This is a genomic window from Ruegeria sp. BJ3, assembly GCF_056535665.1.
Map to the genome: position 1 here is coordinate 335,186 of NZ_JBQFIT010000001.1, position 17,102 is coordinate 352,287.

At 64.5% G+C, this 17,102-nt stretch carries 16 protein-coding genes; 12 read left to right on the forward strand and 4 right to left on the reverse strand.

Going from position 1 to position 17,102, the window contains the following annotated elements; genetic code table 11:
• Positions 1-4: 4 nt before the first annotated feature.
• The 4 genes from ACR3EL_RS01675 (at position 5) to ACR3EL_RS01690 (ending at position 4,942) form a co-directional block, all read left to right on the forward strand.
• A complete protein-coding gene (locus ACR3EL_RS01675; protein WP_170341190.1) occupies positions 5-1,105 on the forward strand; it encodes a Gfo/Idh/MocA family protein in 1,101 nt (366 codons plus the stop codon).
• 182 nt (positions 1,106-1,287) lie between these two features.
• On the forward strand, positions 1,288-2,442 hold the full coding sequence (locus ACR3EL_RS01680) for a phosphoserine transaminase (protein WP_170341192.1): 1,155 nt from the start codon (positions 1,288-1,290) through the stop codon (positions 2,440-2,442).
• Positions 2,443-2,510: 68 nt separating this feature from the next.
• A complete protein-coding gene (serA, locus tag ACR3EL_RS01685; protein ID WP_170341193.1) occupies positions 2,511-4,106 on the forward strand; it encodes a phosphoglycerate dehydrogenase in 1,596 nt (531 codons plus the stop codon).
• 107 nt (positions 4,107-4,213) lie between these two features.
• Positions 4,214-4,942 carry a metallophosphoesterase family protein gene (locus tag ACR3EL_RS01690; protein WP_170341195.1) on the forward strand — a complete coding sequence of 243 codons (729 nt, stop codon included), beginning with the start codon at positions 4,214-4,216 and terminating at the stop codon, positions 4,940-4,942.
• Here the strand turns inward: ACR3EL_RS01690 and ACR3EL_RS01695 are convergent, their stop codons facing one another.
• The 3 genes from ACR3EL_RS01695 to ACR3EL_RS01705 all read right to left on the reverse strand — a co-directional run bounded on the left by ACR3EL_RS01695 (position 4,943) and on the right by ACR3EL_RS01705 (position 8,632).
• Complete coding sequence (locus ACR3EL_RS01695) at positions 4,943-6,460, reverse strand: malonate--CoA ligase (protein WP_170369145.1); 1,518 nt, start codon at positions 6,458-6,460, stop codon at positions 4,943-4,945.
• A gap of 77 nt (positions 6,461-6,537) precedes the next feature.
• Positions 6,538-7,242 carry a GntR family transcriptional regulator gene (locus tag ACR3EL_RS01700; RefSeq protein ID WP_170341198.1) on the reverse strand — a complete coding sequence of 235 codons (705 nt, stop codon included), beginning with the start codon at positions 7,240-7,242 and terminating at the stop codon, positions 6,538-6,540.
• Positions 7,243-7,270: 28 nt separating this feature from the next.
• On the reverse strand, positions 7,271-8,632 hold the full coding sequence (locus tag ACR3EL_RS01705; RefSeq protein ID WP_170369147.1) for a formimidoylglutamate deiminase: 1,362 nt from the start codon (positions 8,630-8,632) through the stop codon (positions 7,271-7,273).
• A gap of 81 nt (positions 8,633-8,713) precedes the next feature.
• On the opposite strand from ACR3EL_RS01705, the gene hutI reads away from it, so the two are divergent.
• From hutI to ACR3EL_RS01745, 8 genes are all read left to right on the forward strand, one after another.
• Positions 8,714-9,922 carry an imidazolonepropionase gene (gene hutI / locus ACR3EL_RS01710; protein WP_170341201.1) on the forward strand — a complete coding sequence of 403 codons (1,209 nt, stop codon included), beginning with the start codon at positions 8,714-8,716 and terminating at the stop codon, positions 9,920-9,922.
• Complete coding sequence (hutH, locus tag ACR3EL_RS01715) at positions 9,919-11,457, forward strand: histidine ammonia-lyase (RefSeq protein WP_170341202.1); 1,539 nt, start codon at positions 9,919-9,921, stop codon at positions 11,455-11,457. The genes hutI and hutH overlap by 4 nt, the downstream gene beginning before the upstream one ends.
• Complete coding sequence (gene hutG / locus ACR3EL_RS01720; protein WP_480720187.1) at positions 11,454-12,269, forward strand: N-formylglutamate deformylase; 816 nt, start codon at positions 11,454-11,456, stop codon at positions 12,267-12,269. Before hutH ends, hutG begins: the two co-directional genes overlap by 4 nt.
• The gene (gene hutU, locus ACR3EL_RS01725) at positions 12,266-13,948 is read left to right on the forward strand and encodes a urocanate hydratase (RefSeq protein WP_170341205.1); all 1,683 of its coding nucleotides are present in this window, start codon (positions 12,266-12,268) and stop codon (positions 13,946-13,948) included. The genes hutG and hutU overlap by 4 nt, the downstream gene beginning before the upstream one ends.
• A 72-nt stretch (positions 13,949-14,020) precedes the next feature.
• Positions 14,021-14,899, forward strand: coding sequence for a phosphoserine phosphatase SerB (serB, locus tag ACR3EL_RS01730; RefSeq protein ID WP_170341206.1), 879 nt, complete (start codon positions 14,021-14,023; stop codon positions 14,897-14,899).
• Between the two features lie 50 nt (positions 14,900-14,949).
• Positions 14,950-15,279: an ArsR/SmtB family transcription factor gene (locus ACR3EL_RS01735; protein WP_170341208.1), complete on the forward strand. Its 330-nt coding sequence runs from the start codon at positions 14,950-14,952 to the stop codon at positions 15,277-15,279.
• The gene (locus tag ACR3EL_RS01740) at positions 15,267-15,704 is read left to right on the forward strand and encodes an SRPBCC family protein (protein ID WP_170341210.1); all 438 of its coding nucleotides are present in this window, start codon (positions 15,267-15,269) and stop codon (positions 15,702-15,704) included. The genes ACR3EL_RS01735 and ACR3EL_RS01740 overlap by 13 nt, the downstream gene beginning before the upstream one ends.
• Positions 15,705-15,723: 19 nt before the next feature.
• Positions 15,724-16,044 (forward strand): YciI family protein, encoded by a 321-nt coding sequence (locus tag ACR3EL_RS01745; protein ID WP_170341211.1) that lies wholly within the window; start codon positions 15,724-15,726, stop codon positions 16,042-16,044.
• Between the two features lie 3 nt (positions 16,045-16,047).
• Here ACR3EL_RS01745 and ACR3EL_RS01750 read toward each other — a convergent pair whose 3' ends face one another.
• On the reverse strand, positions 16,048-17,046 hold the full coding sequence (locus ACR3EL_RS01750) for an asparaginase (protein WP_170341213.1): 999 nt from the start codon (positions 17,044-17,046) through the stop codon (positions 16,048-16,050).
• Positions 17,047-17,102: the final 56 nt, after the last annotated feature.

Genomic DNA, 17,102 nt, shown 5'->3' on the forward strand with positions numbered 1-17,102 from the left:
GCGCATGACCCGGACCATGAATTACGGGCTGATCGGATGTGGCATGATGGGGCAGGAACACCTGCACAACATCGCCCTGCTGGAGGGCACGCAAGTGGCCGCCATTTTCGAGCCCGACCCCGAGATGGCGCGCGCCGCGCAGGCGATTGCGCCGGGGGCCAGGATGGTGCCGTCGCTGCAGGATCTGCTGGCGGTCGAGGCGCTGGACTGCCTGGTCATAGCCAGCCCCAACCATCTGCATGTGGATCAGATCGCCCAGATCGCCGAAACGCGTCCCTTGCCCCTGTTGGTGGAAAAGCCGCTGTTCACCAACCCCGACGATGCGGCCCGTCTGGCCGAGATCGAGCGCAGCTATCCCTGTCCGATCTGGGTGGCGATGGAATATCGCTACATGCCGCCCATCGCCGCCCTGATCGCCGAGGCGCAGGACACCAGCGGCGGGGTCAAGATGCTGAGCATCCGCGAACACCGCTTTCCGTTTCTGGAAAAGGTCGGCAACTGGAACCGGTTCAACCGCAACACGGGCGGCACCTTCGTCGAGAAATGCTGTCATTTCTTCGACCTGATGCGCCTGATCCTGCAATCCGACCCGGTGCGCATCAGTGCCAGCGGCGGGCAGGCCGTGAACCATCTGGACGAAACCTATGACGGGGAAACCCCCGACATCCTGGACCACGGCTATGTCATCGTCGATTTCGCTTCGGGCGCGCGCGCGATGCTGGAGCTGTGCATGTTCGCCGAGGGCGCGCGGTATCAGGAGGAAATCTCGGTCATCGGCCCCAAGGCCAAGATCGAGGCACTGGTGCCCGGGCCGGGCCGGTTCTGGCCCGAACATCTGGGCGCGCCGCCGGTGCCGCAGTTGATCGTCAGCCCGCGCGACCCCAAGGGCCCGATCGCCCGCGACATTCCCGTCGATCCGCTCCTGCTGGCGGCGGGCGACCACAACGGCTCGACCTTCTATCAGCACCAGGGCTTTCTGGCACTGGTGCGCGGTGAGCGCGACGCCCCGGATGTCAGCCTGACCGACGGCATGTGGGCCGTGCGCATGGGGCTGGCGGCACAGCAATCGCTTGCCACGGGTGAAACGGTCCGGCTGGATCGCTGAGGTCTTTCTGCGGGTGCAAAATGCGCCGATCGGAAACCTGTGTTCCGATTTGGCGTCACCGCCCGTGTCGTTTTTGATATTCAAAGCGTCTTTTCCGCTTGCCCGCCCATCCGCGGCCCCCTAGGTCTGGCCGCGGGACACCCCTCCCCAACGAGGGGCGTATATCTGGAAGGGTAACACCAATGACCATCGAACGACCGGCAACGCGGCCGGCCAATCCGCGTTTTTCCTCGGGCCCTTGCGCCAAACCCCCCACATTCGAGCTGAACAAGCTGGCCGATGCCGCGCTGGGCCGGTCGCACCGCGCCGCCGTCGGCAAGGACAAGCTGAAGGCCGCCATCGAAGGCACGCGCGAGCTGCTGGGCATTCCGGCCGACTATCGCATCGGCATCGTTCCGGCCTCGGATACAGGCGCGGTGGAAATGGCGCTGTGGTCGCTGCTGGGCGAACGCAAGGTCGAGATGCTGGCCTGGGAAAGCTTTGGCGCGGGCTGGGTCACCGACGTAGTCAAACAGCTGAAGATCGACGCCGAGGTGAAAACCGCAGACTACGGGCAGATCGTCGATCTGGCGTCCATCGATTTCAACAATGACGTGGTCTTTACCTGGAACGGGACCACCTCGGGCGTGCGGGTTCCGAATGGCGACTGGATCGCCGATGACCGCGCCGGCCTGACCATCTGCGACGCCACCAGCGCCGCTTTCGCGATGGACCTGCCCTGGGACAAGCTGGATGTCACCACCTTCAGCTGGCAGAAGGTTCTGGGTGGCGAGGCCGCGCATGGCATGCTGATCCTCAGCCCCCGCGCGGTTGAGCGGCTGGAAAGCTATACCCCCGCATGGCCGCTGCCGAAGATCTTCCGCCTGACCAAGGGTGGCAAGCTGATCGAGGGCATCTTTACCGGCGCAACCATCAACACGCCGTCGATGCTGGCGGTCGAGGATTACCTGTTCGCGCTGGACTGGGCGCGCTCGGTCGGCGGGCTGCAGGGCCTGATCGCCCGCGCCGATGCCAACGCTCAGGCGATTTTTGAGTTTTGCGACCAGAACGACTGGATCGACAACCTGGCCGAGGACCCGGCCACGCGGTCGAACACCAGCGTCTGCCTGAAATTCACCGATCCGCGTGTTCGCGACGGCGCAAGCTTTGCCAAGGCGGTCGCCAAGCGGCTGGAGGCCGAGAACGTGGCGCTGGACATCGGCGCGTATCGCGATGCGCCGGCCGGGCTGCGCATCTGGTGCGGCGGCACGGTCGAGACGTCCGACATCCAGGCGATGCTGCCCTGGCTGAAATGGGCATTCGAGGCCGAGATCGCGGCCCAGGCCGAAGCCGCCTGACCCCTTTCCCTTAGAAGATCCGGGCCGTGTCCGGCCCGGAGTTATCATCCCATTCAAGGACCACGCACATGGCCCCCAAAGTACTCGTATCCGACAAGCTCAGCGAAACCGCGGTTCAGATCTTCCGCGACCGCGGCATCGACGTGGATTTCATGCCCGACGTGGGCAAGGACAAGGAAAAGCTGGCCGAGATCATCGGCAACTATGACGGCCTGGCCATCCGCTCGGCCACCAAGGTCACCGAGAAGATCCTGGAAAAGGCCGACAAGCTGAAAGTGATCGGCCGCGCTGGTATCGGCACTGACAATATCGACAAGGACGCGGCCTCGAAAAAGGGCGTGATCGTGATGAACACGCCGTTCGGCAACATGATCACCACCGCCGAGCACGCCATCGCGATGATGTTCGCTGTGGCGCGCCAGATCCCCGAGGCCAATGCCAGCACCCATGCGGGCAAGTGGGAAAAGTCCAAATTCATGGGGGTCGAGCTGACCAACAAGACGTTGGGCGTGATCGGCGCCGGCAATATCGGCGGCATCGTCTGCGATCGGGCGCAGGGCCTCAAGATGAAGGTCATCGCCTATGACCCCTATCTTGGCCAGGAGAAGGCCGACAAGATGGGCGTGGAAAAGGTCGAGCTGGACGAGCTGCTGGCACGGGCCGATTTCATCACCCTGCACGTGCCGCTGACCGACCAGACCCGCAACATCCTCAGCCGCGAGAATCTGGCCAAGACCAAGAAGGGCGTGCGTATCATCAACTGCGCCCGCGGCGGTCTGGTCGACGAAGAGGCGCTGGCCGAACTGATCAAATCCGGCCATGTCGCCGGCGCGGGGTTCGACGTGTTCAGCGAGGAACCGGCCAAGGAAAACCCGCTGTTCGGCCTGCCCAACGTGGTCTGCACCCCGCATCTGGGCGCGGCGACCACCGAAGCGCAGGAAAACGTGGCGCTGCAGGTGGCCGAGCAGATCTCGAACTATCTGCTGACCGGCGCGGTCGAGAATGCGCTGAACATGCCCAGCGTCACCGCCGAAGAGGCCAAGGTCATGGGCCCGTGGATCAAGCTGGCCGGCCATCTGGGCAGCTTCATCGGCCAGATGACCGACGAGCCGATCAAGGCGATCAACATCCTGTATGATGGCGTGGCGGCGCAGATGAACTTGGCCGCGCTGAACTGCGCGGTGGTGGCGGGGATCATGAAACGCTCGAACCCCGAGGTGAACATGGTCTCGGCCCCGGTCGTGGCCAAAGAGCGCGGCGTCAAGATCTCGACCACCAACCAGGACAAATCGGGCGCCTTCGAGGGCTATATCAAGGTGACCGTGGTGACCGACAAGCGCGAACGCTCGATCGGGGGTACCGTGTTCAGCGACGGCAAGCCGCGCTTCATCCAGATCAAGGGCATCAACATCGATGCCGAGGTCGGCGCGCACATGCTGTACACCACCAACGAGGACGTGCCGGGCATCATCGGCACCTTGGGGAAGACCATGGGCGAGCATGGCGTGAACATCGCCAACTTTACCCTGGGCCGCGCCCAGGCGGGCGGCGAAGCGATCGCGCTGCTGTATGTTGACGAGCCGGTTCCGGCCGAAGCCCGCGCCAAGCTGGCTGAAACCGGGCTGTTCACCCAGATCAAGCCGCTGGAGTTCGACGTGGTCTGATCCGGCAAGACCCGGATGAAAGCGATTGACGCCTGCACCCACCCGGTGCAGGCGTTGTCGTTGCAAAGGCCCGCAAATCCAACCCGGCCCGGAACGGAGACATGGACATGACTGCGCCCATCTACGCCATCGGAGATCTGCACGGCCAGACGGCCGAGTTCGACCGCGCCTTGTCGCTGATCGAGCAGGATGGCGGGCGCGATGCGCGGATCGTGTTTCTGGGCGACTACGTCGATCGCGGCCCCGACAGCAAGGGCGTGCTGGACCGGCTGATTGCCGGGCGCGACGCCGGGCGGAACTGGGTCACGCTGCTGGGCAACCATGACCGCATGTTCGCGTGGTTCCTGCAGGATGAGCCGCGCCATGATCCGCATCTTCTGGTCGGGTACCACTGGCTGCACGAGCGGCTGGGCGGCACCGAAACCCTGCGCAGCTATGGCGTCGAATTCGAGGACCGCACCCGGCTGCAAGATGTGCATCGCGCGGCCCTTGCGGCGGTGCCGACCGCGCACAAGGCATTTCTGCGTGACCTGGTGCGGATGCATCAGACCCCCGAGCTTGCCTTTGTCCATGCCGGCATCCGGCCGGGCGTGCCGCTGAGCGCGCAGGCCGAAGACGATCTGGTCTGGATCCGTCAGAGTTTTCACGCCTGCGAAACCCCGCACCCCAAGCTGATCGTGCATGGCCACACGGTGGTGGACCGCCCCGCCCATTACGGGAACCGCATCAACCTGGACAGCGGCGCAGGCTACGCCCGCCAAACCGGGGTTGCCGTGTTCGAGGGGCGCGACTGCTGGCTGCTGACCGAAGCCGGACGCGTGCCGCTGCGCCCCTGATCAGCCGCCCGCGAACATGTCCTTGTAGGTCTCACGCAGAACGTTTTTCTGCACCTTGCCCATCGTATTGCGGGGCAGTTCGTCCAGCAGGATCAGCCTGCGGGGATGTTTGAAACGGGCAAGGCTTTTGCTCACCGCCTCCATGATCGCATCCAGATCCGGTGCCGCGCCGACCTCGGGCACCAGGATGCCCAGCACGGTTTCCCCGAAATCCGGGTGCGGCACGCCGATCACCGCGCTTTCCAGCACGCCGGGCTGGTCATCCAGAACCAGCTCGATTTCCTTGGGATAGATGTTGTATCCGCCCGAAATGATCAGGTCTTTGCCGCGTCCCACTATTTGCACATAGCCATCCGCGTCGATGCGGCCCAGATCGCCGGTGATGAAGAACCCGTCCTCGCGCAGTTCGGCGGCGGTTTTCTCGGGCATCTGCCAATAACCCTTGAACACGTTCGGCCCGCGCACCTCGATCATGCCGATCTCGCCCTGTGGCAGCGGCTCGCCCGTTTCGGGGTCGGTGATCTTCAACTCGACCCCCGGCAGCGGAAAGCCCACCGTCCCGGCGCGGCGCTCGCCTTCATAGGGGTTCGAGGTGTTCATGTTGGTCTCGGTCATGCCATAGCGTTCCAGGATCCGGTGGCCGGTGCGGTCCTCGAACCGCGTGTGGGTTTCGGCCAGCAGCGGCGCCGAACCGGATATGAACAGCCGCATGTGCCGTGCCAGGTCCCCGGTGAATCGGTCGTCGTCCAGAAGCCGGGTATAGAAGGTCGGCACCCCCATCATCGAGGTCGCCTTGGGCATCAGGCGCAGGATGTCGTCCAGATCGAAGCCCGGCAGAAAGATCATCGACCCGCCGGCCGACAGCATGACATTGGTGGCCACGAACAGGCCATGGGTGTGAAAGATCGGCAGCGCGTGCAGCAACACGTCGTCCGCGGTGAAGCGCCACTCCTGCACCAGCGTTTCGGCGTTCGACAGCAGGTTCGCCTGCGTCAGCATGGCGCCTTTGGACCGCCCGGTGGTGCCCGAAGTATAAAGGAAGGCCGCCAGGTCATCCTCGGTCCTGTGCGCGGGTTCGAAGGCTGGCAACATCCCAAGTGCGCGCCGCATCAGGCTGCCGGAACCGTCCGCGTTCAGGGTTTCGAGCATTGCATTCTGCGCTTGGGCAATCGGCTCGATATCGGCTTGTGAATTGGCATCCGCGACAACCATCCGAGCACCGCTGTTTTCGATGAAATACCGCAGCTCGTCTGTCGTGTAGGCGGTGTTCAGCGGCAGAAAGATCAGCCCGGCCTGAACGCAGGCTGCGTAAAGCGCCAGTGCCTCGGGCGATTTCGCGACCTGCACCGCAACGCGGTCATCAGGTTCCAGTCCGCAGGCCGTCAAAGCGTTGGCGATCCGGGCCGCCATGTCCAGGAAATCGGCATGTGAGAGAACGCGTCCGTCCGGCAGATGCAGGAACGGCGTTGTCTTGCCCGCGTGAATGCCGAAAAGTCGATCGTATAGCGGGTTGCTCATCCCGTTCTCCGTGTTGCCGTTGTTCGGTCAAGGCGAACCTGTACCGGATTCGGGCCGCGGTAAAGGCCCGGACAACCTCAGAACCGGGTGGTCATCCGGTAGCCTGCCGCGAAATACATCTTGGCGAAGGTAACCGGGCTGCCTTGCAACCAAGTGATACGTTCCGCGGTAAAAACCGGCTCCCCAACCGTTACGTCCAGAAACCCGGCCAGTTCGGCATCGGCGCGGCTTGCCAGAAAAGACAGCTCGACATTGGTGAAGGGGACCGTCTGGATCAGCCATTCATTGGGTCCCAGCGTCGAGAAATCAGCCTGTTCGACAGCCGGGACGCTGGCCGTAACGATCCAGCGATCTTCGAACTGAAACGGGGTGTTGTCCAAAAAATGCATACACCGCACATGAATCACCCGCCGATCCGAACCCAGCGCCAGCCGCGCGGCCAGCCATTCGGGTGCCTGATCGGCTTGGGCCGAGACAAGTGCATAGCGGTAGGTGCCGCCCAGAGCTTCGACCTCTTCCCGGACCAGCGGGATGGTGAACCGGGCCTGTCTTTGGGGCGCGCTCAGCACCCGGGTACCGGCCTTGCGGCGGCGTTCCAGAAATCCTTCTTCGGCCAGTTCGCGCAGTGCCCGATTGACCGTGGTACGCGTGCACGAAAATTCGACCGCAAGGTCCTGCTCGTTGGGAAGCAACATGTCCGGCAGCCACTGGCCCGAGCGGATGCGGTCAAGCACAGTCTGCTTGATTTCCTTGTAGCCGGTCGTGTCAGCGGTCTGGGTCATCTTGATCTCAACTCAGTTCTTTGCCGGTTCAGACGTCGGTCAACAGGTCTGCAATCGCGGCTTTGTAGTCTCTGATTATCGTCTCGCGCGCAATATGCCTGCCATCCCGCACCATATGACGGCCCGCCGACCACAGATCCGTTACCAGACCATCGGGTGCGGCAAAGCACAAGCCGTCCAGAAGTTGATGATCCGCCAGCGCGCAAAGCGTCGGGTGCGACCGGTCAACCGCCGCCAGGTCGGCCAGTTTGCCGACCGCGATCTTTCCGGCATTGCGGCCCAGAGCCTGCGCCCCGCCTTGTGCCGCGCCGGTGTACAACGCATGTCCCACGGAACCGTTGGCTGCCGCCAGAACCGCGCGGGATCGGTCGCGAAGGCGCTGGGAGTATTCCAGACTGCGCAACTCCTCTGGCAGAGAAATCCGCACGTTAGAGTCTGATCCGACACCGAACCGTCCTTGAGTTTCAAGGTAGGGCACTCCGTTGAAGATCCCGTCGCCTAGGTTGGCTTCTGTGATCAGACACAGGCCGGCCACGGCCCCCGAACGCGCCAGAGCCCGTGTTTCGGCGTCGTTCATCTGGGTAGCATGGATCAGACACCAGCGTGAATCGACCTGGGCATTGTCCAGAAGCCAGGCGACCGGGCGTTGGCCCAAAGCGGATTGCACGTCCTCGACCTCTTTCACCTGTTCGGCGATATGGATGTGAACCGGACCCTCCGGAACTTGCGCCAGCAGCAGGGCCAAGTCTGTGGGTGAGGTGGCGCGCAAGGAATGCGGCGCGATGCCGACCACCGTGTCCGCGGCAAGATCTGCGGCAGCCGACCGGCATTCGTGATACAGGTCCATGAACCGGTCTACGTCATTGCCGAACCGCAACTGGCCGCCAGACAGGGGCTCTTGCCGGACGCCGCCGTAGGAATAGAGAACCGGCAAATGGGTCAGACCGATTCCCGTCCGCAAAGCTGCTGCGAAGATACGCTGGCTCAGCTCGGAAAGCTGGTCGTAGGGCGCGCCGCCGGGCTGGTGATGCACATAGTGGAATTCCCCGACCGCGGCATATCCGGCCTCCTGCATCTCAAGGAACACCAGCGCAGCGATGGCCTCCATCTGCGCGGGCGTCAACCTGTCCAGAAAGCGGTACATCAGATTTCGCCAGGACCAGAAGCTTTCCCGCCCGGCTGCGCGAAACTCGGTCATACCGGCCATGGCGCGCTGAAACGCGTGGCTGTGCAGGTTCGACAAGGCTGGCAGCAGGACATCAACGCTGGTGTCGGCCGACTGCGGACGCGCGCCGATCTCCAATCCGGTGATGACGCCATTCGCAGTTTCGACCCTCAGGTTCGAAACCCAGTCAGAGCCTAACAAGGCGGTTTTGGCATGGATCGGCATCAGTGCTTCTTTTTGTGTAGACTTTAATTTTTTACACGTATACGAAAAATTGAAACCCGAGGGGAGTCCAAAAGAATCGCGATGACCAGAAATTCGGTGATTTGTTGTCGGCGGGTCGCAACCATGGCGGATGGGGGTGCGTCCTATGGCTTGGTCGAAGACGCGGCGATTGCTGTTTCATCGGGCCGGATCCAATGGATCGGGCCGCACCGAGATCTGCCGCCGGATCACGCCGGCTGGCCGATCGTCGATTTTGCAGATCGGTTGATCACTCCGGGCCTGATCGATCCGCACACGCATGCGATTTTCGGGGGCAACCGGGCGGTTGAGTTCGAAATGCGGCTGAACGGGGCAACCTACGAGGAGATCGCGCGCGCCGGAGGGGGGATTCTGTCGACGGTCACAGCCACACGCGCCGCCAGTATGCAGGACCTGATCCATGAGGCACTGCCTCGCATAGACGCGCTGTTGGCCGAGGGTGTGACCTGCATTGAACTCAAGTCCGGCTATGGACTGGATCAGGACACCGAGCTGCGCATGTTGCGCGCGGCCCGAGAAATTGCAAAGCAGCGCCCGGTGCGGGTCCGGACCAGCTTTCTGGGCGCTCATGCAGTGCCGCCCGAATTCACAGGGCGTGCAGACGCCTATTTCGATACGGTCTGCATCCCGACCCTGCGCGCGGCCCATGCCGAGGGGCTGGTCGACGCGGTCGACGGGTTCTGCGAGGGCATCGCCTTCGATACGACTCAGATCGCGCGGGTGTTCGACGCCGCACGTGACCTGGGGCTGCCGGTCAAGCTGCATGCCGAGCAATTGTCAAATCTGGGCGGGGCCCGGCTGGCGGCGTCCTATGGCGCCCTGTCAGCCGATCATGTCGAATATCTGGACGCCGCCGGGGTGGCTGCCATGGCCGAGGCTGGAACGACCGCGGTTCTGCTGCCCGGCGCGTTCTACACGTTGCGGGAAACGCAGGTCCCGCCGATCGACCTGTTCCGCAAGGCCGGGGTGCCGATGGCACTGGCCACCGATTGTAACCCGGGGTCCTCGCCGCTGACGTCGCTGCTGCTGGCGATGAACATGGGCTGCACCCTGTTTGGCATGACCCCGGCCGAGGCGCTGGCCGGGGTTACCCGCAATGCCGCCCGCGCGCTTGGGCTGGCCGATGCCGGCTCGATCGCGCCGGGCCAGCGGGCGGATATGGCCGTGTGGGACGTCTCTCACCCGGCCGAGCTGGCCTATCGGATCGGGTTCAACCCGCTGCACGCACGCATTTTCGGAGGGGAGGTATGAGCGCCCTGACCTTGGTTCCAGGGCAGGTCTCGCTGACCCAACTGGCGGACATCTACTGGAACGAAACGCCGGTGGTTCTGGATCAGGGCTGTCGCCCGGCTGTCGAGGCCGCTGCCGCCCGCATCGCCGAGGCCGCCGCCGGTGATCAACCTGTCTATGGCGTGAATACCGGGTTCGGCAAGCTGGCAAGCCTCAAGATCGCGGCCAAGGACACCTCGGCGCTGCAGCGCAACCTGATCCTCAGCCATTGCTGCGGGGTCGGCCCAGCGGTGCAGCGGCGGTTGGCGCGCCTGATGATGGCGCTCAAGCTGTTGTCCTTCGGGCGCGGCGCATCCGGTGTGCGGTGGGCGCTGGTGGACCTGCTGCAGCAGATGCTGGCCCGTGGCGTGACCCCGGTGATCCCGGCGCAGGGCTCGGTGGGGGCGTCGGGGGATCTGGCGCCGCTGGCGCATATGACGGCGGTGGTCATCGGCCAAGGCGAAGCCGAACTGGACGGTACGGTCATGCCGGGCGCCCAAGCCTTGAAAAAAGCTGGGTTAGAGCCTGTTCAGCTGGGGCCGAAAGAGGGCCTGGCCTTCATCAACGGCACCCAGTTTTCGACAGCCTACGCCTTGGCGGGCCTGTTCGAAGGCTGGCGCGCGGCGCAGAACGCGCTGGTCGTTTCGGCCGTTTCGACCGATGCCATCATGGGCTCCACCGCGCCGCTGCAGCCCGAGATCCATGCCCTGCGCGGCCATCGTGGCCAGATCGAGGCCGCCAGCGCCATGCGCGCCGTGTTGCAGGGTTCGGAAATCCGTGAAAGCCATCGCGAGGGCGACAGCCGCGTGCAGGACCCGTATTGCATTCGCTGTCAGCCGCAGGTCACCGGTGCCGCGATGGACGTGATCCGGCAGGCCGCCGCGACCTTGCAGACCGAGGCCAACGCGGCCACTGACAACCCGCTGGTGCTGTCCGATCCCGACATGATCGTCTCGGGCGGCAATTTTCACGCCGAACCGGTGGGGTTTGCCGCCGACATGATCGCGCTGGCCCTGTCCGAGATCGGTGCCATCGCGCAACGCCGGATCGCGCTGATGGTGGATCCCACGCTCAGCTTCGATCTGCCGCCATTCCTGACCCCCGATCCGGGCCTGAATTCCGGCTTCATGATCGCCGAGGTCACCACCGCCGCTCTGATGAGCGAGAACAAGCATCTGGCCAATCCGTGCGTCACCGACAGCACGCCCACCTCGGCCAACCAGGAAGATCACGTCTCGATGGCCGCCCACGGGGCGCGGCGTCTGACGCGCATGGTGAAAAACCTGAACCATATTCTGGGGATCGAACTGCTCTGCGCCGCCCAGGGCGTCGAGTTCCGCGCCCCGCTGGTCACCAGCGCGCCCTTGCAGCGGGTGATTGCGCGGCTGCGCGCCGATATCCCGCCTTTGGCGGAGGACCGGTACCTAGCCCCGGAGCTGGAGCAGGCCAAGGATCTTGTGGCCAGCGGCGCAATCCTGGGGGCGCTGGGCGTACCGCTGCCGGAGGTGACGGCATGACCGTGGTCGAGGTGCAGCGGGGGCAGGGCCCGATCGTGCTGGGCCAACCGCATGGCGGAACCTTCGTGCCCGAGGAGATCCACGTGCGCCTGAACCAGACCGGTCGGGCGTTGGCCGACACGGATTGGCACATTAACAGGCTCTATAAGGGGCTTTTGGGCGATGCGACGGTGGTTCAGTCCCGCGTGCACCGCTATGTGATCGACGCCAATCGCGATCCGGCGGACGTGTCGCTCTATCCGGGGCAGAACACGACGACCCTGGTGCCTCTGACCGATTTCGACGGGCGCCCCATATGGCTGGAAGGTCAGAAGCCGTCGGAAGATGAAATCGAGCAGAGGCGCGAGAAGTTCCACGCCCCCTACCACGCCGCGTTGCAGGAAGAATTGGAGCGGGTGCGGGCCAGGCATGGCGTGGCGATCCTGTTCGACTGCCACTCGATCCGGTCCCTGATCCCCTTCCTGTTCGACGGAGAGTTGCCGGTCTTCAACACGGGCACCAATGACGGCACCACCTGCGCACCCGAGGTCGCGCATGCGGTGGATGCCGTGGCCCATGCGTCGGGCTGTACCGCGGTGCTGAACGGCCGATTCAAGGGCGGCTGGACCACCCGGCACTATGGCCGCCCAGACAAGGGTATACATGCGATCCAGATGGAGATCGCCCAACGCGCCTATATGGACGAGACCCCGCCCTGGACCTGGCGCGCGGACCGGGCTGAACGCCTGCGCCCGCACCTGCAAGAGATGCTTGACCGCCTGCTTGCCTTGGCCTTGTCGGGCGCACTGGCCGAAAAAGGAGCCCCGAAATGAGTGACCCGCGCAAGAACACCCGTGACGTCTTTCCACCGACCGGGCCGGACCTGAATGCCAAAAGCTGGCTGACCGAGGCCCCGTTGCGGATGCTGATGAACAACCTCCACCCCGACGTTGCCGAAAACCCGCACGAATTGGTGGTCTATGGCGGCATCGGCCGTGCGGCTCGAACCTGGAAGGATTTCGACACTATTGTGGCCAGTTTGAAGGATCTCGAGTCCGACGAGACCCTGATCGTGCAGTCCGGCAAGCCGGTGGCGATCATCCGCACTCACAAGGACGCGCCGCGGGTGCTGATCGCCAATTCCAACCTCGTGCCGCATTGGGCGACCTGGGATCATTTCAACGAATTGGATCGGAAGGGCCTGATGATGTACGGCCAGATGACGGCCGGGTCGTGGATCTACATCGGCACGCAGGGCATCGTTCAGGGCACCTATGAAACCTTCGCCGAGGCCGGGCGCCAGCACTATGGTGGTGACCTGACCGGGCGATGGATCCTGACCGGTGGGCTGGGCGGCATGGGCGGAGCACAGCCCCTGGCGGCAGTCTTCGCCGGGGCCTGCTGTCTGGCGGTGGAATGCAATCCTGACAGCATCGATTTTCGCCTGCGCACCAAATACCTGGATGAAAAGGCCGAAACGCTGGACGAGGCGCTCGCCATGATCGACCGCTGGACCAAGGCGGGCGCGGCGAAGTCCGTGGGTCTGCTGGGCAATGCGGCCGAGATCTTTCCCGAGATCTACCGCCGCATGGCCGCCGGCGGGATGCGCCCCGACATCGTGACCGACCAGACCAGCGCCCATGATCCGATCAACGGGTATCTGCCCTTGGGCTGGACCTTGGCGCAATGGCGCGAAAAGCGGGAAACAGACTCTAAATTAGTGGAAAAGGCCGCGCGCGCCTCGATGAAGCAGCATGTCGCGGCGATGGTCGATTTCTGGAACGCGGGCGTGCCGACGCTGGACTATGGCAACAACATCCGTCAGGTCGCGCAGGACGAGGGGCTTGAGAACGCCTTTGCCTTTCCCGGCTTCGTCCCGGCCTATATCCGCCCGCTGTTCTGCCGAGGCATCGGCCCGTTCCGCTGGTGCGCGCTGTCGGGCGACCCCGAGGATATCTACAAGACCGACGCCAAGATGAAGGAGCTGTTCCCCGAGAACGAGCATCTGCATCGTTGGCTGGACATGGCGCAGGAGCGGATCGCGTTTCAGGGCTTGCCCGCGCGGATCTGCTGGATCGGGCTGGGCGACCGGCACCGTGCGGGTCTGGCCTTCAACGAGATGGTCGCCAATGGAGAACTGAGCGCACCGGTCGTCATCGGACGGGATCATCTGGACAGCGGCTCGGTCGCCAGCCCAAACCGCGAGACCGAGGCGATGCTGGACGGGTCCGACGCCGTGTCGGACTGGCCGCTGCTGAACGCGTTGATCAACACCGCCAGCGGTGCGACCTGGGTGTCCCTGCATCATGGCGGCGGGGTCGGCATGGGCTTCAGCCAACACGCGGGCGTGGTGATCTGCGCCGACGGCACCGAGGACGCCGCGCGGCGGCTGGAGCGGGTGTTGTGGAACGACCCGGCCTCGGGCGTGTGGCGTCATGCGGATGCGGGGTATGACATCGCCAAGGACTGCGCCCGCGAACACGGGCTGCGCCTGCCGGGCATTCTGGGGTAGCGGCGCGGAATTGGCCTCTGGCGGAAATGCTGCGCCTGCGATATGCGCAGGTCAGGCTGCCGGAGGATCAAGATGTACGTTGCCACCCTGTTGACCAACCCCAAGACGCCGTCGCTGGACGGGGCGCTGATCGACTCGTTGCGCAATGCCTGGGGCGGGGGCGACATCCAGTGGCTGAGCCCCGACGAAGCGGCCGAATTTGCCCTGCCGGCGGTTCCGGCCAACCGCTGGGATGTCTGGGCCGATCTGCAGAAGCTGGGCGTCGATCTGGTGGTGCAACCGGCCGAGGGCCGCCGCAAGAAGATGCTGCTGGCCGATATGGACAGCACGATGATCCAGCAGGAATGCATTGACGAACTGGCTGACGAGGCCGGGGTGGGCGAGCGGGTCAAGGACATCACCGCTCGCGCCATGAATGGCGAGCTGGATTTCGAAGGCGCGTTGACCGAGCGGGTGGGCCTGCTTAAGGGGCTGGACGTATCGGTGATCGACCGGGTGCTGAACCAGCGCATCACCTTGATGCCGGGCGGCCGCGAACTGGTCGCGACGATGCGGGCCAATGGCGGGTATGCCGCGCTGGTCTCGGGCGGGTTCACCGCGTTCACGGCCCGCGTGGCCGAGTTGCTGGGTTTTGACGAGAACCGCGCCAACACGCTGCTGGCGGAGGACGGCAAGCTGACCGGAGACGTGCAGCGCCCGATCCTAGGCCGCCAGGCCAAGGTCGAGGCGCTGGAGCAGATCTCGGCCCGGCTGGGCATTTCCGAGGCCGAGGTGATTGCCGTGGGCGACGGTGCGAACGATTTGGGCATGCTGGACCGCGCCGGGACGGGGGTGGCCTTGCACGCCAAACCCTCGGTCGCCGCGCAATGCGACGTGCGCATCAACCATGGCGACCTGACCGCGCTGCTGTATCTGCAGGGATTTGCCCGATCGGATTTTGCGCAGGGCTGATCCGACGATTTCAGGTTTCCATTGTTTAACATTCATGTTAATCAATGGGCATGAACACGCTGCTCGATGCCTTTTCGGCCCTGTCCGACCCGACCCGATTCACGATCGTTGAACAACTGATGGATCAGGGCGAACTGCCCGCAGGCGACCTTGCCCAAGGCAAGGGCATGTCCGGTGCGGCCATATCCCGGCACCTGAAGGTGCTGCGGCAGGCCGGGCTGGTGAACCAGCGCGTGAACGGCACCCAGCGCATCTATTCGATCCGCTCCGAGGGGCTGCGGGCGATTGCCGAATGGACCATCTCGAAACGCAAGTTCTGGGAGGCCAGCCTGAACCGCCTGGGCGACATTCTGCAGGAGGACTCCTCATGGCCGACCTGAAGCTGGTGCGTGACTTTCCGGTCAGCGCCGAAACCCTGTTCGCCTGGATCAGCGACGGAACCAGATTGTTGCAGTGGTGGGGGCCCGAAGGGGTCGAGGTGCCGGAGCACGATCTGGATTTCTCGCGCCTAGGTCCGTGGTATTCGGTCATGGTCAATCGCGAGGGGCAGCGTTTCAAGGTGTCCGGGCATGTGACCCATGTGGACCCACCGAACTCGGTCGGGTTCACCTGGGGCTGGCATGACGACCAGGACCAGCGCGGCGCCGAGAGCCATGTGAAGCTGGCGGTCGAGCCGACCGACACCGGAGCGCGCCTGATCCTGGATCACCGCGATCTGGGCGATGACGACGTCTCGGCCAATCATGAAAGCGGCTGGACTTCGTCGCTGCGCAAGCTGGAAGCCCGGCTTGCCAACCCCGTCTGACCAAAAGGGAGACCAGAAAATGCCTCAGTACCTGTTTGTCTATCACGGCGGCACCACGCCGACCGACCCGGCCGAGATCGAAGCCACCATGGCCGCCTGGGGCGCGTGGTTCCAGAACATGGGGCCGGCGCTGGAAATCCCCGGCAACCCGGTAGGCCAGTCCCATACCGTCAGCGCCGATGGCGTGGCCGGCAATGGCGGGCCGAACCCGGCCTCGGGCTTTACCGTCGTCAAGGCCGACAGCATCGAAGCCGCCACCGACATGGCCAAGGGCTGCCCCATGGTGGTCAACGGCTCGGGCTCGGTCGAGGTGGCCGAGATCCACGAGATCGAGATGTGACCCTCAGCCGGGGAAACCCGGCGCGGGGCGGATCACGCCGCATTCCAGCCCGCGGCGGCTGTATTGCGTGGCGTTCATGAATTTGCGCGTGGCCGGGTGATCGGCCTCGAGCACGCCGAGGCTGACGAGAATGGCGGCGATGGCACACTCGCTGGCGCGGGTGGTGCCATCGGTGATCTTCAGCGCCACACCCATCTTCTTTTCCGGGATGATCGCGACGAACACGGCCTCGGCCCCGGTCTTGATCGCGGCACGGCCGTTCATCACCCGCATCAGTTCGGTGCAGGCGCGGGTTTCGCCCGCCACCAGCTCGGGGTGGGCGACCATCGCCCGGGTCAATTGCAGGGCCGCGTCGCTGGCCCGGTCCGACCGGTCGCCGGCCGAGGCAAACCACGCCATCGACCGCGCCAGTCCCACCAGAGAAGTGGCGAAATTGGGCGCCGAGCAGCCGTCGATCCCGTAACAGGGGCTGTCCTCGCCCGTGGTCTCTTCGAAGGCAGACAGGCAGGCCTGCTGCACGGGGTGGTCGATCTCGATATATTCGGGGCCTGCACCCATGTGCCGGGCCAGGGTCAGGAACCCGCAATGCTTGCCCGAACAGTTGTTGTGGATCTGGCAGGGGGTGTCGTCGGCCAGGATCAGGCCGTCGCGTGCGGCCATGTCGGCCGGCTCCTGCGGGCCGCAGCGCAGATCGGGCTCGGACAGGCCCAGGTGATCCAGCCAGGCGGTCACGCGCTCGGTATGGATCGCCGCGCCGTTGTGCGAGGCGCAGGCCAGCGCCAGATGCTCGGAGCCCAGCCCGTATTTGGCCGCCGCGCCCGAGGTGATCAGCGGCAGCGCCTGGATCATCTTGGCCGACGACCGCGGATAGATCACCGCGTTCGGATCGCCCCAGCTGCGCACGATCTGACCGCTGTCGTCGCAGATCACCGCATGGCCCAGATGAAGGCTCTCCAACAGCGGTCCGCGCCACAGTTCGGTCATCGGTACTGGCTGCGTCATGTCGTCCCTCCGGAATGTGCGCAAAATTCTGCCAATCGCCCTTTCGCCTGTGGCGA

Coding starts and splice junctions, on each gene's coding strand:
- ACR3EL_RS01700 (WP_170341198.1), bottom strand. CDS start 7,242: ATGACCCAGACCGCTGACACGACCGGCTACAAGGAAATCAAGCAGACT.
- ACR3EL_RS01740 (WP_170341210.1), top strand. CDS start 15,267: ATGGCCGACCTGAAGCTGGTGCGTGACTTTCCGGTCAGCGCCGAAACC.
- serB (WP_170341206.1), top strand. CDS start 14,021: ATGTACGTTGCCACCCTGTTGACCAACCCCAAGACGCCGTCGCTGGAC.
- ACR3EL_RS01735 (WP_170341208.1), top strand. CDS start 14,950: ATGAACACGCTGCTCGATGCCTTTTCGGCCCTGTCCGACCCGACCCGA.
- hutU (WP_170341205.1), top strand. CDS start 12,266: ATGAGTGACCCGCGCAAGAACACCCGTGACGTCTTTCCACCGACCGGG.
- ACR3EL_RS01705 (WP_170369147.1), bottom strand. CDS start 8,632: ATGCCGATCCATGCCAAAACCGCCTTGTTAGGCTCTGACTGGGTTTCG.
- hutG (WP_480720187.1), top strand. CDS start 11,454: ATGACCGTGGTCGAGGTGCAGCGGGGGCAGGGCCCGATCGTGCTGGGC.
- ACR3EL_RS01690 (WP_170341195.1), top strand. CDS start 4,214: ATGACTGCGCCCATCTACGCCATCGGAGATCTGCACGGCCAGACGGCC.
- ACR3EL_RS01695 (WP_170369145.1), bottom strand. CDS start 6,460: ATGAGCAACCCGCTATACGATCGACTTTTCGGCATTCACGCGGGCAAG.
- hutH (WP_170341202.1), top strand. CDS start 9,919: ATGAGCGCCCTGACCTTGGTTCCAGGGCAGGTCTCGCTGACCCAACTG.
- hutI (WP_170341201.1), top strand. CDS start 8,714: ATGACCAGAAATTCGGTGATTTGTTGTCGGCGGGTCGCAACCATGGCG.
- ACR3EL_RS01675 (WP_170341190.1), top strand. CDS start 5: ATGACCCGGACCATGAATTACGGGCTGATCGGATGTGGCATGATGGGG.
- ACR3EL_RS01745 (WP_170341211.1), top strand. CDS start 15,724: ATGCCTCAGTACCTGTTTGTCTATCACGGCGGCACCACGCCGACCGAC.
- ACR3EL_RS01680 (WP_170341192.1), top strand. CDS start 1,288: ATGACCATCGAACGACCGGCAACGCGGCCGGCCAATCCGCGTTTTTCC.
- serA (WP_170341193.1), top strand. CDS start 2,511: ATGGCCCCCAAAGTACTCGTATCCGACAAGCTCAGCGAAACCGCGGTT.
- ACR3EL_RS01750 (WP_170341213.1), bottom strand. CDS start 17,046: ATGACGCAGCCAGTACCGATGACCGAACTGTGGCGCGGACCGCTGTTG.